This is a genomic window from Oceanobacillus sp. Castelsardo (assembly GCF_001659985.1).
In the GTDB taxonomy this organism is placed as follows: domain Bacteria; phylum Bacillota; class Bacilli; order Bacillales; family Amphibacillaceae; genus Oceanobacillus.
Map to the genome: position 1 here is coordinate 623,469 of NZ_LYCS01000001.1, position 15,004 is coordinate 638,472.

At 35.9% G+C, this 15,004-nt stretch carries 12 protein-coding genes and 1 other annotated feature (1 of these 13 running past the window's edge); all 12 genes read right to left on the reverse strand.

The genetic code is table 11. The features are described 5' to 3' along the window. Positions 1-71 precede the first annotated feature (71 nt). Positions 72-686 (reverse strand): orotate phosphoribosyltransferase, encoded by a 615-nt coding sequence (gene pyrE / locus A9178_RS03170; protein ID WP_068672451.1) that lies wholly within the window; start codon positions 684-686, stop codon positions 72-74. Then, a complete protein-coding gene (pyrF, locus tag A9178_RS03175) occupies positions 683-1,384 on the reverse strand; it encodes an orotidine-5'-phosphate decarboxylase (RefSeq protein WP_068672452.1) in 702 nt (233 codons plus the stop codon). Before pyrF ends, pyrE begins: the two co-directional genes overlap by 4 nt. Continuing rightward, a complete protein-coding gene (locus A9178_RS03180; RefSeq protein ID WP_068672453.1) occupies positions 1,377-2,294 on the reverse strand; it encodes a dihydroorotate dehydrogenase in 918 nt (305 codons plus the stop codon). The genes pyrF and A9178_RS03180 overlap by 8 nt, the downstream gene beginning before the upstream one ends. Beyond that, on the reverse strand, positions 2,291-3,046 hold the full coding sequence (locus A9178_RS03185; protein WP_068672454.1) for a dihydroorotate dehydrogenase electron transfer subunit: 756 nt from the start codon (positions 3,044-3,046) through the stop codon (positions 2,291-2,293). Before A9178_RS03185 ends, A9178_RS03180 begins: the two co-directional genes overlap by 4 nt. Further along, positions 3,043-6,243, reverse strand: coding sequence for a carbamoyl-phosphate synthase large subunit (carB, locus tag A9178_RS03190; protein WP_068672455.1), 3,201 nt, complete (start codon positions 6,241-6,243; stop codon positions 3,043-3,045). Before carB ends, A9178_RS03185 begins: the two co-directional genes overlap by 4 nt. After that, entirely contained in the window at positions 6,236-7,336 is a 1,101-nt protein-coding gene (locus A9178_RS03195; protein ID WP_068672456.1) for a carbamoyl phosphate synthase small subunit, read from the reverse strand. The genes carB and A9178_RS03195 overlap by 8 nt, the downstream gene beginning before the upstream one ends. After that, entirely contained in the window at positions 7,329-8,621 is a 1,293-nt protein-coding gene (locus tag A9178_RS03200; RefSeq protein WP_068672457.1) for a dihydroorotase, read from the reverse strand. The genes A9178_RS03195 and A9178_RS03200 overlap by 8 nt, the downstream gene beginning before the upstream one ends. Next, positions 8,575-9,498 carry an aspartate carbamoyltransferase catalytic subunit gene (locus A9178_RS03205; protein WP_068672458.1) on the reverse strand — a complete coding sequence of 308 codons (924 nt, stop codon included), beginning with the start codon at positions 9,496-9,498 and terminating at the stop codon, positions 8,575-8,577. The genes A9178_RS03200 and A9178_RS03205 overlap by 47 nt, the downstream gene beginning before the upstream one ends. A gap of 149 nt (positions 9,499-9,647) precedes the next feature. Next, positions 9,648-10,190: a bifunctional pyr operon transcriptional regulator/uracil phosphoribosyltransferase PyrR gene (gene pyrR, locus A9178_RS03210; protein WP_068672459.1), complete on the reverse strand. Its 543-nt coding sequence runs from the start codon at positions 10,188-10,190 to the stop codon at positions 9,648-9,650. Positions 10,191-10,391: 201 nt separating this feature from the next. Continuing rightward, positions 10,392-11,303 carry an RluA family pseudouridine synthase gene (locus tag A9178_RS03215; protein WP_068672460.1) on the reverse strand — a complete coding sequence of 304 codons (912 nt, stop codon included), beginning with the start codon at positions 11,301-11,303 and terminating at the stop codon, positions 10,392-10,394. Beyond that, on the reverse strand, positions 11,303-11,770 hold the full coding sequence (gene lspA, locus A9178_RS03220; protein WP_068672461.1) for a signal peptidase II: 468 nt from the start codon (positions 11,768-11,770) through the stop codon (positions 11,303-11,305). The genes A9178_RS03215 and lspA overlap by 1 nt, the downstream gene beginning before the upstream one ends. Before the next feature lie 185 nt (positions 11,771-11,955). Further along, on the reverse strand, positions 11,956-14,706 hold the full coding sequence (gene ileS / locus A9178_RS03225; RefSeq protein ID WP_068672462.1) for an isoleucine--tRNA ligase: 2,751 nt from the start codon (positions 14,704-14,706) through the stop codon (positions 11,956-11,958). Positions 14,707-14,841: 135 nt separating this feature from the next. Then, positions 14,842-15,004 (reverse strand) — a binding site (T-box leader); it runs 60 nt beyond the window's last position.

Consider the following 15,004-nt stretch of genomic DNA (forward strand, 5'->3'; position numbering starts at 1 on the left):
TATATTTGCTTAATCCAATATCATAATAAAGAAACGTCCATGTGAACACAGTGTCCCATGAACGCTTGTTATTATAGATTATCACGCCACTCCAGTAATTCATTCTTTTGTTGACTATTTAATTTACCATCCTCTAGTAATGCACTAATTAATTCATCAAAATTGGTTATCGTTGAAAAAGAAAGATTTGCAGCTTCAAATTGTTGCGTTGATTTTTCCAAACCATACGTAAAAATAGCAAATACGTCTAAAATCTTAGCACCTACTTTTTCGAGAGCCTTTGCTGATTCAATGGAAGAACCACCAGTTGATATGAGATCTTCAATGACCAACACCTTTTGTCCTTCTTTAATTTCCCCTTCAATTTGGTTACCTTTTCCGTGGCCTTTCGGTTTAGAACGTACATATACCATTGGAAGGTCTAAACTTTCAGCCAACCAAGCAGCATGAGGAATACCCGCCGTAGCACAACCGGCAATAACTTCAGGTTTTTCATCCATTTCTTCTATTTTTTGAACAAATGCCTCCACAATTTTTTTACGTATCGCCGGGTGAGACATCGTTAATCTATTATCACAATAAATTGGTGATTTAATACCTGAAGTCCAAGTAAAGTATTCGTTCGGATTAATTTGTACTGCTTTAATTTCTAATAAATCACGTGCTATTTCATGACTTAATGTCATTTTATTCCACACTCCTTTAATGCTGTTTCATATGCCACACGGGGATTCTGAGCTTTTGTAATACTTCTTCCGATGACTAAAATATCAGCGCCATTTTCCTTTGCGTATGAAGGAGTAGCAACTCGTTTCTGATCATTTACATCTGTATTTTCTAAACGAATTCCTGGTGTCACTGTCAAAAAGTCATTCCCACATTGTTTTTTTATACCCATTGCTTCATGAACCGAACATACCACGCCATCCGCTCCACTCTGTTTAGCTAAACCTGCAAAATGCATTGCATTATTTAATACATCTCCAGGAATGAGAAGTTCATTGTTTAACGAATGTTTATCCATGGAAGTTAAAATAGTTACTGCGATTAATTTAGTCTCTGTGTTGCTACTTAAAAGACCCTCTTTAGCAGCTTTTATCATATCACTTCCACCTAATGCATGAACATTGACTATGTCTACACCTAATTTCCCTAGATTGCGCATAGCTTTCATCACAGTAGTTGGTATATCGTGTAATTTTAAATCAAGAAAAATAGGATGATTATTTTCTTTTAATTTTTCTATTACAGATGGGCCTTCTTGATAGAATAATTCCATTCCTACTTTAACCGGAACTCCTTTTAATTCATTATTTACAAGAAACTTTTCCGCTTCATTCCAATTTTCGAAGTCTAGTGCTATAAAAAACGATGGATTACTCATTCATAACCGCCTTTCCGATTGCATGTTCTACTGAGCCGAAACCATATCGTTCTAATGTTATAGATAATTCATCAATGATTTCCGAACAAATAAGAGGATTAGAAAAATTTGCAGTACCGACAGCAACAGCACTTGCTCCGGCTAATAAAAATTCCAAAACATCTTCTGCATTACTTATGCCACCCATTCCAATGATTGGAATTTGAACATGTTGTTTTACTTCATAAATCATTCGAATGGCGATAGGTTTAATTGCGGCACCAGATAATCCACCTGTTTTATTAGCGATTAATGGTCTTTTAGTTGGAAGATGAATTTGCATACCAGTTAAGGTGTTAATCATTGATAACCCGTCCGCTCCTGCACTTTCTACTGCTTTTGCCATCGTTACGATATCTGTTACATTTGGTGATAATTTAACGTATACAGGTAGATTGCTAGCCTTTTTCACTATTTCCGTCACTTTTGCGGCCATCGAAGGATCTGTTCCAAATTGGATACCACCTTCTTTGACATTTGGGCACGAAATGTTTAATTCAAGCGCATGAACATTATTTGTATGGTTAAAAGTTCTAGCAACATATTCATATTCCTCCACCGTACTACCAGCCACATTTGCAATGACACTCATATCATATTGAGCAAGAAACGGTACTTCATTTTCAATAATTTTTTCTACTCCTGGATTCTGAAGACCGATTGCATTAAGCATACCAGATGCTGTTTCAGCAACACGTGGAGTAGGGTTACCAAATCTCTCACTCCCCGTAGCTGCTTTCATCATAACAGCTCCTAATTTACTTAAATCATAGAATTGGCTATATTCTCGACCGAAACCAAAACAGCCTGACGCTGGCATAATTGGGTTCTTTAAATTAAGTCCGGGTAAGTTCACTTGCAACCGACTCATAATATAACCTCCCTGGCATCAAATACAGGACCGTCACTACAGATTTTTTTATAACCTTTTTCAGTATTAGTTGGTACTACACAAGCAAAACATGCTCCGACTCCACATCCCATACGTTCTTCTAAAGAAATAAATCCTTCTTTTTCGAATAGTTCATTGGTTATCGCTTTTAACATAGGAAGGGGGCCACAAGAGTAAAAACGATCAAATTCTCCTACTTTTGGAATTACATTTGTAACAAATCCTTTATCACCGTATGAACCATCATTTGTTACGACATAAGTTTTTGAAAATTGTTGGAACCTCTCTTCGTAAAACACATGTTCTTTCGATTGAAATCCAAGAACAGAAATGACATTCATATTTTGTTTGGCAAGGGATTTTCCTAAATAATACATGGGAGGGACCCCTATCCCTCCTCCTATTAATAGGACCGTATGAATCCCCTCTAAACTAATTTCAAATCCATTCCCACTAGGTCCGAGAACATTTAGAACGTCTCCCACTTTTGACTCGGATAATTTTTCCGTTCCAAATCCTAACTTTTTAAAAAGAATCGTTACCATTTCGTTTTCTTTATCAACATCTGCAATCGAGATAGGTCTACGAAGTGTATGACCATCTAATAATATATGGAGAAACTGTCCGGGAATTGCATTTTCACTAATGTAGCTGTTCTTTAGAACCATCTCTACCGTTTCTTTTGCGATTTCCTTAGTGGAAACAATTTTCATACTTTCCTTTCTAATCATAGTACCACTACCTCTTTATCTGTCATTGGTTTAGCACTGAAAGTTGTAGAATCAATCACGTTTAAAATTGCATTTGCCGTGTCTAAATTAGTTAAGCAAGGAATGCCGTGTTCTACAGATTGTCTACGTATTAGGAATCCATCCGAACGTGTTTTTTTACCGGAGTTTAATGTATTAATAACAAATTGTACGTGTCCACTTTCAATCGTAGAGAGGACATTTGGCTTAGTAGAACCAACCTTTTCAACTTTTGTTACTGGTATTGCAAATTGTCCTAAATACTCTGCTGTTCCCTTCGTTGCATACAGTTGGAATCCAAGTTGATCAAATCGTTCCGCAATTTCTCTAACTTCTTCCTTATCTTTATCTGCTACCGTTAAAAGAACTCCTCCTTCTTGTGGAATCTTAATCCCAGAAGCAATCAATCCTTTATATAGTGCTTTTTCTAATGTCTTATCATAACCAATCGCTTCACCAGTAGATTTCATTTCAGGCCCTAAGATTGTATCGACACTTCTAAGTTTTTCAAATGAGAAGACAGGAATCTTCACTGATACAAGATCTTGTTCTGGTAGAATACCAGTCTCATATCCCAAATCTACTAACTTAGTGCCTAAGATACATTTAGTAGCAATATTAGCCATCGTTACACCAGTTATTTTACTTAAGAATGGAATGGTTCTACTTGCTCTTGGGTTAACTTCAAGAATATAAACATCCTCATCGCGAATAATGAATTGAATGTTGATAAGCCCTTTTACTGCTAAAGCTTCCGAAATCAATTTCGCTGCAGATAAACATTTTTCTTTCACCGTTTGACTAATTCTTTGCGGTGGGTAGACAGCCATGGAGTCACCAGAGTGGACCCCGGCACGTTCAATATGTTCCATAATACCTGGAATGATAGTTGTCTCACCATCACTGATAGCATCTACTTCCACTTCAATCCCAGTTAAGTATTTATCAATTAAGATAGGATGTTCTGGATCAACCTTATCCGATTTTTGTAAGTAGTTTTGAAGTTCTTCGTCACTGTACACGATTTCCATTTTACTTCCACCAATTACATAGGATGGGCGAACTAATACTGGATATCCAATATTTTTAGCAACGTCAATTGCTTGGTCAAGTTTACGCACTGCTTTACCTGTTGGACGAAGTAAGTCGAGTTCATCAAGAAGTTCCTCAAATTTATCTCGGTCTTCCGCACGGTCAATCGATTCGAGTGAAGTTCCTAATAGTTGAACCCCTCTTCTTTCCAATCCGGCTGCAAGATTAATCGCTGTTTGTCCACCGAACTGAACGATAACTCCTTCAGGTTTTTCCAAATTCACGACATGCATCACATCTTCTAAAGTTAGTGGTTCAAAATATAACTTATCCGAAACACTAAAGTCTGTTGAAACTGTTTCTGGGTTATTGTTCATAATAATCGCTTCATAACCCATTTCCTTAATCGCCAATACGGAATGTACAGTAGCATAGTCAAATTCTATACCTTGTCCAATACGAATAGGCCCAGAACCTAACACAAGAATTTTCTTTCTATCCGATACGATAGATTCATTTTCTTCTTCATAAGTACTATAAAAATAAGGTGTTTCAGATTCAAATTCTGCTGCACACGTATCTACCATTTTATAAACTGGTGTTATTTTTTCTTGCACTCTAAATTCATATACTTCATCAAGCGTAACTCCCCATAATCTTGCAATTTGCGCATCCGCTACACCAAATTCCTTTGCTTTTTCAACGATATCTTTAGAAAATCGATTCACTTTTATTTCCATTTCAAATTCTATAAGATTATGAATTTTTTCTAAGAAAAAGCGATCAATCTTCGTTAAATCAAATAGTTCTTCAACAGTCATTCCACGACGGAAGGCTTCCGCAATAACAAATATTCTCTCATCATCTGCTTTTTTAAGACGTTTCACAAGAACATCTTTTTCTTCTTTCACTAAACTTCTTAACCAAAGCTCTTCTGTACCACTTTCTAATGAACGAATTCCTTTTAATAAAGCTTCTTCAAAGTTACGACCTATCCCCATGACTTCCCCGGTCGCTTTCATTTGTGTTCCCAATGTACGGTCACCTCGGTTGAATTTATCAAATGGAAAGCGAGGAAGTTTTGAAACAACGTAATCTAATGCTGGCTCGAACATGGCGTAAGTTTTGCCGGTAATCGGATTAATAATTTCATCTAGCGTGTAACCAACGGCTATTTTTGAAGCTACTTTTGCAATTGGATAACCTGTAGCTTTCGATGCTAGTGCAGAGGATCTGCTAACCCTTGGGTTTACTTCTATTACATAGTAGTTAAAACTATATGGGTCAAGAGCCAATTGAACATTACATCCACCTTCTATTTGTAGAGCACGAATGATTTTTAATGACGCATTACGTAGAAGATGATATTCGCGATCGCTAAGTGTTTGTGATGGTGCAACAACGATGGAATCTCCAGTATGAATTCCAACAGGATCTACATTTTCCATGTTGCAAATAACGATTGCTTGGTCATTTTTATCCCGTATTACTTCATATTCAATTTCTTTATACCCCGCAATATTTCTTTCGATTAAACACTGGTTAACTGGTGAAAGAGATAATCCATTTTTTGTAATTTCCATTAATTCCTCTTTGTTGTAGCACATTCCCCCACCGGTACCACCTAGTGTATATGCCGGACGAACAATTAGTGGATATCCAATTTCATTTGCAAAATCCACCGCCTCTTCCACCGTATGAACAATGCTACTCTCAGGAACTGGTTCATTAATTTCATTCATTAAGTTCCTGAATTGCTCACGATCTTCGGCTTTTTCAATGGCTTCTAAAGAAGATCCTAATAAAGTGACATTATATTTTTTTAAAACACCTGATTTTTCTAGAGTCATTGCTAAATTTAAACCGGTTTGTCCACCAAGTGTCGGCAGAAGTGCATCTGGTTTTTCTTTACGAATAATTTTCGTCAAAAATTCTACAGTTAGTGGCTCCATGTATACTTTATCCGCAACTGTATTATCTGTCATAATTGTAGCTGGATTAGAGTTTGCCAGGATTACGGTATATCCTTCCTCTTTTAGCGACTGGCAAGCTTGTGTTCCGGAATAATCAAATTCAGCTGCTTGCCCAATCACGATAGGTCCAGATCCGATAACAAGAATTTTTTCGATAGCAGTATTTTTAGGCATTTAACTCAACCTCTTTCTTGCTGTAATTTTCTTTCATCATTTCAACGTATTTATCAAATAAGAAATTTGTATCTTCAGGACCAGGTGATGCTTCAGGATGATACTGAACAGAGAATACAGGATAAAGTTGGTGACGGATACCCTCTACTGATTGATCATTTAATGAAAGTTGAGTTGGTTCTAGTCCTGTACCATCTAATGAATCCAATTTCACTGTATAGCCATGATTTTGTGATGTTAAATACGTCCTATTTTTATGTATATCTTTAACCGGATGACTAGACCCGCGATGTCCTACCTTTAATTTTTCCGTATCTGCTCCATTTGCGAGTGCTATTAATTGATGGCCTAAACCAATTCCGAAAATAGGTGCTTTTCCAAAAACTTCTCTTATCATCTCAATTGCTTCCGGAACATCTTTTGGATTCCCAGGTCCATTTGTCAACATAATTCCATCCGGTTTTAATCTTAAAATATTTTCAGCACTATAGTTATAAGGGACAACCGTTATATGACAATCTCTTTTTGTTAATTCCCTTAAAATGCCATGCTTCACACCAAAATCTACGACAACTACGCGTTCCCCACGCCCTGGTACAACATAAGGTTTAACAGTAGATGTTTGTTTAACTTGATCATTCGGTAATTTCATATTTTTAAGTTCTGAAACAATTTCTTCTATCGAGTATTCTAAATTAGTAATCATAGCTTTCATCGTTCCATTTTCACGGATTACTCTTGTTAACTTTCGTGTATCAATCCCTGAAATCCCAGGAATATGATGAGCTTTTAAGAAATGATCTAAGCTTTCATCACTTCTGAAATTAGATGGTGAGGTACTTACTTCCTTAACAACTAGTCCGTGAATAAAAGGGGTAATGGTTTCAAAATCATCTCTATTGATCCCATAATTTCCAATTAAAGGGTATGTCATAGTAATGATTTGTCCATAATTAGATGGATTTGAAATTAATTCTTGATAACCGGTCATTCCGGTATTAAATACGATTTCTCCAGATTTAGAATGCTCACTTCCAAATCCTTCCCCTACAAAAAATGATCCATCTTCTAAAATTAATTGTCGTTTAGCCATGTTGTATTTCCTCCTCATCTATATAACGAACTTCTCCATCAACCATCGTTAAGATTGGTTGTGCCTTTACTTCCCAATTATGAAATGGAGTGTTTTTTCCTTTAGAATAGAAAGTGTTTTTATCAATTACACTATTTTTATCTAAATTTACTACCGTAATATCTGCTATGGCATTTTCTTCTAGTCTGCCATATGGTAATCCAAAAACTTCCGCAGGCTTAATTGTCATCCAATCTACTAACTGATTAAGAGTAACTTTATTTGTTAAAACTAGATTAGTGTAAAGTAGCGGAAAAGCTGTTTCCAATCCTACAATTCCAAATGGAGCCTTTAACATACCTTGTTCCTTTTCATCAGCCGAGTGTGGTGCATGGTCAGTTGCAATGATATCAATTGTCCCATCGAGTAAGCCTTCTAGTAATGCCTGTTGATCTTCTTTTGCACGAAGTGGAGGGTTCATTTTGAAATCTCCGGAATCTGCTTTAATAGCCTCTTCATTCAATATAAGGTGGTGTGGTGATACTTCAGCTGTTACATGAATTCCAGCTCTCTTCGCGTCACGGATTACGCGTACAGATTCTTTTGTGCTAACATGGCAGACATGGTAATGACAGCCTGTTGCTTCAGCTAATAATACATCACGTGCAATTTGAACGGATTCACTTAACGATGGGATTCCAGGAAGATTAAGAGCTTTACTTACTTTCCCATCATGAACAACTCCACCATAGACGATCGAATTATCTTCACAATGGGCTACAATAGGACGTCCTGCTTTTTTAGCACGTTTCATTGCTTGTAACATGAAATCCGCAGTTTGAATTCCTACACCATCATCCGTAAAGGCGAATACTCCTAACTCGGCAAGTCTTTCAAATTCTACTAACTCTTTACCTTTTAAGCCCTTTGTAATTGCAGCATAAGGTAGTACACGAACTTGTGCATCTTCCTTTATTTTGTCCAATAAAGCTTTAACTGTTTCTACATTATCTGGAACTGGGTTTGTATTAGGCATCGAACAAACAGTAGTATACCCTCCCCGAGCTGCAGCCTTTGTACCAGTTAGGATAGTCTCTTTATGTTCTCCACCTGGTTCTCTTAAGTGTATGTGAACATCGATAAAACCTGGTAATACTAGATTACCCTTCATATCCATTTCACGGTCAGCTATCTCAGTTACAGAGGAATTTATTTCTTTAATTTGTTTATTTTCAATTAAAATTTCGCAGTTCTCTAATTTATTTGATGACAGTAAACGTTTGGCGTTCTTTAAAATGATTTTCATTGATTGTCCCCCACTCTTCTAATAAATGCATAATAATAGCCATTCTTACATATACCCCATTTGTCATTTGCTTGAATATACGAGATTTAGAACACTCTACCAACTCGGTATCTATTTCCACACCCCGATTAACCGGTGCTGGATGCATGATAATGGCATGTTTCTTCAACTTTTGTTCTCGTTCTTTCGTTAAACCATACATATCTAGATAATTTGAAGTTTCTGCTTTATGAAGATGTCTTTCATGTTGAATTCTTAATAACATGATGACATCACAAATTTCTACTGCTTGATCGAGAGAAATATATGGAACTTCCAATTCCTCATCCTCAAAACCGGGTGCAGCACAAAGATAAACTTTCGCTCCCAATTTTCGAAGTGCATGAACATTTGATCTAGCAACTCGACTATGTTTGATATCCCCTACGATAGCAATCCTTAGACCATCGAAGGTTCCATATTCTTGATAAATGGTCAATAGATCCAGCATGCATTGTGTAGGATGGTCTGCTTTCCCTGCACCAGCATTAATCACCGGAATGGAAAGATCTTTTAATTCCCTTGACCAATCATCTGATTGATGTCTTATTACAAGCATATTGGCACCAATCGATTCAAAAGTTTTTGCTGTATCATAGAGCGTCTCACCTTTGAGAACACTAGAAGATTCTGAATGAAAATCTAGTACTTCTAAACCTAATTTTCTTTCAGCAACGGTAAAACTCATTTTTGTTCTTGTGCTTGGTTCGAAGAATAAATTTGCTATAAATAGTTGTTCTTCTAATAAGATATTATTTTCACGATAATACTCTGCTCTTTTTAAAAGGTTATAAATATTATTCTCATCTAAATCTCTGACGGAAATAAAATTTTTCATCATTCCACCTCATTTTTTACTAATAAACAAAAAACCTCTTTGCAAAAAGATTGCAAAGAGGTAAGCATGCTAAAAATCATTCTAAGCACACACACAACTATTCACAACCTTTTAAATCTCTCTGGATTTAATTAAAAGTTGATACTTATTTATTTTTCATAAATCGATACTTGATCATCTTCGTCTATTTCATTTAAATGTACTACAATAATTTCTTTATCCGATGTTGGGATATTTTTTCCCACATAATCAGCGCGAATTGGTAATTCCCGATGTCCACGATCAACTAACACCCCTAATTGAATTAAAGCTGGTCTTCCAATATCCATAACTGCATCCATCGCGGCTCGTACAGTTCTTCCCGTGTATAAAACATCATCAATTAAAATTACATTTTTACCCGATAAATCTTCATCAATTGTTGCTGACTTAATTTCAGGTTCAGAATTCGTTGAAACCTTCTCTAAGTCGTCTCGGTAAAGGGTAATGTCAATTTCACCTACAGGGACTTCAATAGATTCTATTTGTTTAATTTTATCTTGAAGTCGCTTTGCAAGGGGAACCCCCCTCGTTTTAATCCCAACTAATATAATTTCTTCCCCACCCTTATTTTTTTCGAGTATTTCATGGGACATTCTGGTTAATGCTCGATTCATTGCAGCATTGTCTAAGATTTCTGCTTTTTTCTTCAAAATAATTCACTACCTTTCATGCTTTAAGAAACGAAAAAGATCCTTTTACCATGAGGTAAAAGGATCTTCTTAGATAGACTTTTTCAATTTATAATGAAAATACTTCGTCTATTATTCACGATTCCTTTTCTAGCCTCACGGGACTATAGTTAAAAGGGCTTTATTTAACTGTTAATATTATTTCAAACTTTAGTTCCCATGTCAATATATTTTTTCAATATATTGTAATACATTTTTAAAGGATTCTGGTGGCTCAATTTCGAATTCCATCCATTCGTTCTTCCTAGGATGCCGGAACCCAAGAATTTTAGCATGAAGGACTTGACCATCTGTTTCTAATGTCTTTCTAGGACCATATTTTGGATCCCCTACAAGAGGAAAACCTATATATCTCATATGGACCCGTATTTGATGCGTTCTACCGGTTTCTAATTGACATTCAATATGTGTATAATCCGGGTAACTTCTAAGTACCCTAAAATGCGTAACAGCTGGTTTCCCTTTATCTACAATCCCCATTCTCTGACGATCTTTAGGATCTCTGCCAATCGGTGCATCTATTACACCCGTTTCATGGGGAATTTGACCGTGTACGATTGCTTCATATTTTCGCTTAATCGTTTTTGAGGCTAATTGTTCCGATAAATCAGTGTGGGACAGATCATTTTTAGCTACTACTAATAAGCCACTTGTATCCTTATCTATACGATGTACGATACCCGGTCTTTCTACACCATTAATACCTGATAAATCTTTACAATGATAAAGGAGTGCATTAACTAAAGTACCTGTTTGGTGACCAGCTGATGGATGTACAACCATCCCCTTTGGTTTATTAACAACGAGCAAGTCATTATCTTCATAAATAATATCTAACGGAATATCTTCTGGTATTAAGTCCAATGGTTCTGTTTCAGGGATTTCCCATATAATATCATCACCAATTTGGCATTTATAATTCGCTTTAACTGGTTCACCATTTACTAATACGTGACCACTTTGAATCCAAGCTTGTACTTGGGAGCGTGAATTTTCTGCATTAAGTTCCGATAAAATTTTATCTATTCTTTTTTTAGCCTGTTCCTCAGTTATAGTGTGTTGAAAAGAACTCATTATTTTGTTTTTCCTTTCTTTCGTTCATCAATAATCGTAGCAATAATTACAAATATAACACCTATTGTTAGTGCAGAGTCAGCAATATTGAATATAGGAAAGTTGTAATTTAAAATGTAAGAATCAAAAAAATCTACTACTTCTTTTCGAAATAGGCGATCAATAAAATTACCAATCGCTCCACCTAATATAAAGCTTAACCCAAGTGCTAACCATTTATCATTTTTAGCAAATTTATTCATGTAATATACAACACCGATGATTACAATTATCGTAACAATATAGAAAAATAACATTTTCCCTTGTAAGATACCCCAGGCTGCTCCTTGATTTCGATGTGACGTTAAGTAAAACAAGCCATCAATAATCGGTATACTTTCACCAATTTCCATAAACCGAACTACAAGCCATTTCGTTAATTGATCAATTCCAATAAGGAAAAGAGCTATGATGTAATACCAATACATCTCATAATCCCCCGATTCTATACAAAGTTCTTTTTCATCTTATACGTTAATTCATTTATTTTCAAGCGTAAGTGGACAAGCTCTATTAACATGACAGATAAGTGAAACTTCAATCAGTAAGGGTCTTACAGCCAGTTAACCTACGATAAAAAATACTCCCCGCAATGGAGAGTATTTATATCTTTTTATGCACTATAGTTCTCTTTAACAATACTTGCACAACGAGTACATAGATGTGGATGATCTTGGTCCTCGCCAACAGTATTGGAAGAAACCCAGCAACGTTCACAAGTTTCAGCAGGATGCTTCTCAACGAATACATTCGTATAGCGATATTCCTTCGCATTTTCAGCTGATTCTACAACAACTACTTCTGAGACAATTAACAATTGATGTAAATGTTCAATGGAGTTAAGTACTTCTTTTGTTTCATTGTCTTTTGGAACAATCGTTACTTTAGATTCTAAAGATTTACCGATCACTTTGTTGTTACGGGCTTCTTCTAAAGCTTTTAATACATCATCTCTAACCTTCATAAATTGATCCCATTTTTCTTCATTGAAATTAGAAATTTTTCTTGGCTCAGGCATGTCCGTTAATTGAACACTTTCCTCCTCTACGCCAGGAATGAATTCCCAAATCTCATCTGCTGTATGTGGCATGATTGGAGAAAGTAGTTGAACTAAAGACTTAAGAATTTCATAATAACCTGTTTGTAAGCTTCTTCTACGTTTATTATCTTTCGCTTCGATATATAAAATATCTTTAGCAAAGTCTAAATAGAAAGAACTTAATTCAACGGAACAGAAATTATGAATACTATGATAGATTGGAGAAAACTCGAATTTTTCATAGTTTTCACGAACAGAAGCAATTAGTTTTTGTAGTCGATTAAGCATATAACGATCTACTTCTTCTAAATCTTCTTCTTTTACAATATCCGTATTAGGATCAAAGTCCGCCAAATTACCAAGCATAAATCGGAACGTATTACGGATTTTACGATAGCTTTCAGAGATTTGTCTTAAAATGTCATCAGAAATACGTACGTCAGCTTGGTAGTCTACAGATGCTACCCATAGACGTAAAATATCTGCACCGTATTGTTTCAATACTTTAGACGGTAACACAACATTACCAAGTGATTTACTCATCTTCCGTCCATCACCATCAAGAACAAAACCATGACTCACGATATTTTTATATGGTGCTTGTCCAGTAACTGCAACTGCTGTAGAAATAGATGAGTTGAACCAACCACGATACTGGTCACTACCTTCTAAGTAAACATCCGCTGGTCTTCTATGTCCTTCTCTATGAAGTAAAACCGCCTGATGTGATGAACCTGAATCAAACCATACATCCATGATATCTGTTTCTTTCGTAAATTCGCCATTTGGACTATGTTCAGATGTAAACCCTTCTGGAAGTAAATCTTTCGCTTCCCTCTCAAACCAAACATTTGAACCATATTCAGCAAACAAGTCAGAAACATGGTTAATTGTTTCGTCCGTAATAATTGGCGTTCCATCTTCCCCATAAAACACTGGAATTGGCACACCCCATGTACGTTGACGAGAAATACACCAGTCTTCACGGTCACGTACCATGTTATAAAGTCTAGTTTCACCCCAGCTTGGGTACCAATTAATTTTCTTTATTTCATCTAAGATATCTTGTCTGAAATCTTTAATAGATGCAAACCACTGAGAGGTTGCTCGGAAAATAGTAGGTTTCTTCGTACGCCAATCATGAGGATACGAGTGTTTAATGAATCCAAGTTTTAATAGAGCTCCAGCTTCTTCAAGCTTCTCAGTAACAACTTTATTAGCATCATCATAGAATAGTCCTTCAAATCCAGGAGCTTCTTTTGTAAATACACCTTTATCGTCTAATGGTGATAAAGCTTCTAAGCCGTACTCTTTACCAACGTAAAAGTCATCTTCCCCGTGGCCCGGTGCAGTATGAACACATCCTGTACCTGCATCTGTTGTTACGTGTTTTCCTAACATTACGATAGAATCACGATCATAAAACGGATGTCTAGCAACCGCTCTATCTATATCTTTTCCTTTAAAAGTTTTAACAACTTGAGGATTTTCCCAATCAAGTTCTGCCGCAACGGTTTCTAATAATTCCTGTGCAACAACGAAACGTTCTTCCCCAACTTGCACGCTAACATATTCTAAATCAGGATGGATACTAATACCTAAGTTTGCTGGAATAGTCCAAGGTGTAGTTGTCCAGATAATAATTTTATCGCCTTCTTCGAGAACACCTTTTCCATCTTGAACAGTAAAAGCAACATAAATAGAAGGAGATTTTTTATCATAATATTCAATCTCAGCTTCAGCTAAAGCTGATTCTGATGAAGGAGACCAATAAACAGGTTTCAAACCTTTGTAAATATATCCTTTCTTAGCCATTTCCCCAAATACTTGAATTTGAGCCGCTTCGAAGTCTTTGGATAATGTTAGATAAGGATTATCCCAATCACCACGAACACCTAATTGTTTAAATTGTTCACGTTGTCCATCTACTTGACCTAACGCATATTCTGCACATAACTGCCTAAATTCAGCGATACTTAATTTTTTACGATCTACTTTTTTACCCTTACTTAAAGCTACTTCAATAGGTAAACCGTGAGTATCCCATCCAGGTACATATGGTGCATGATAACCAGTCATTGATTTATGACGGATAATAAAATCTTTTAAAATTTTATTTAATGCATGCCCAATATGTAAATTACCATTAGCATATGGTGGGCCATCGTGTAAAACGAATGATGGCCTTCCTTTCGTTCTTTCTTGTACCTTCTCATATATGTTATTTTCTTCCCACTGTTCTTGTCTTTTTGGTTCTTTATTTGGTAAGTTTCCACGCATTTTAAAAGCTGTTTTTGGCATCAATAGCGTTTCTTTATAGTCCATTTTGTTTCCTCCTTATTCAGTTTTATAGAAAACTAAGGTTAAGCTACTAACCTTAAAGTATACCTTACTTTCAATATTGCAGGATAAAAGTTAACTAATACTTCCAACTGCTAAAAAAAGCCCTCTCAAATCCCAAAAAGGGACGAGAAGACTCGCGGTACCACCCTTATAAATTTAAAATACACGTTATTTTAAATTCACTCAATTTCCGTAACGTGGAATAACACGTCCAAAATTACTTTAGTTCATAATGGATACTTTGGAGTGATTTTCTAAAAGCATTACTCTCTAGGCTTTC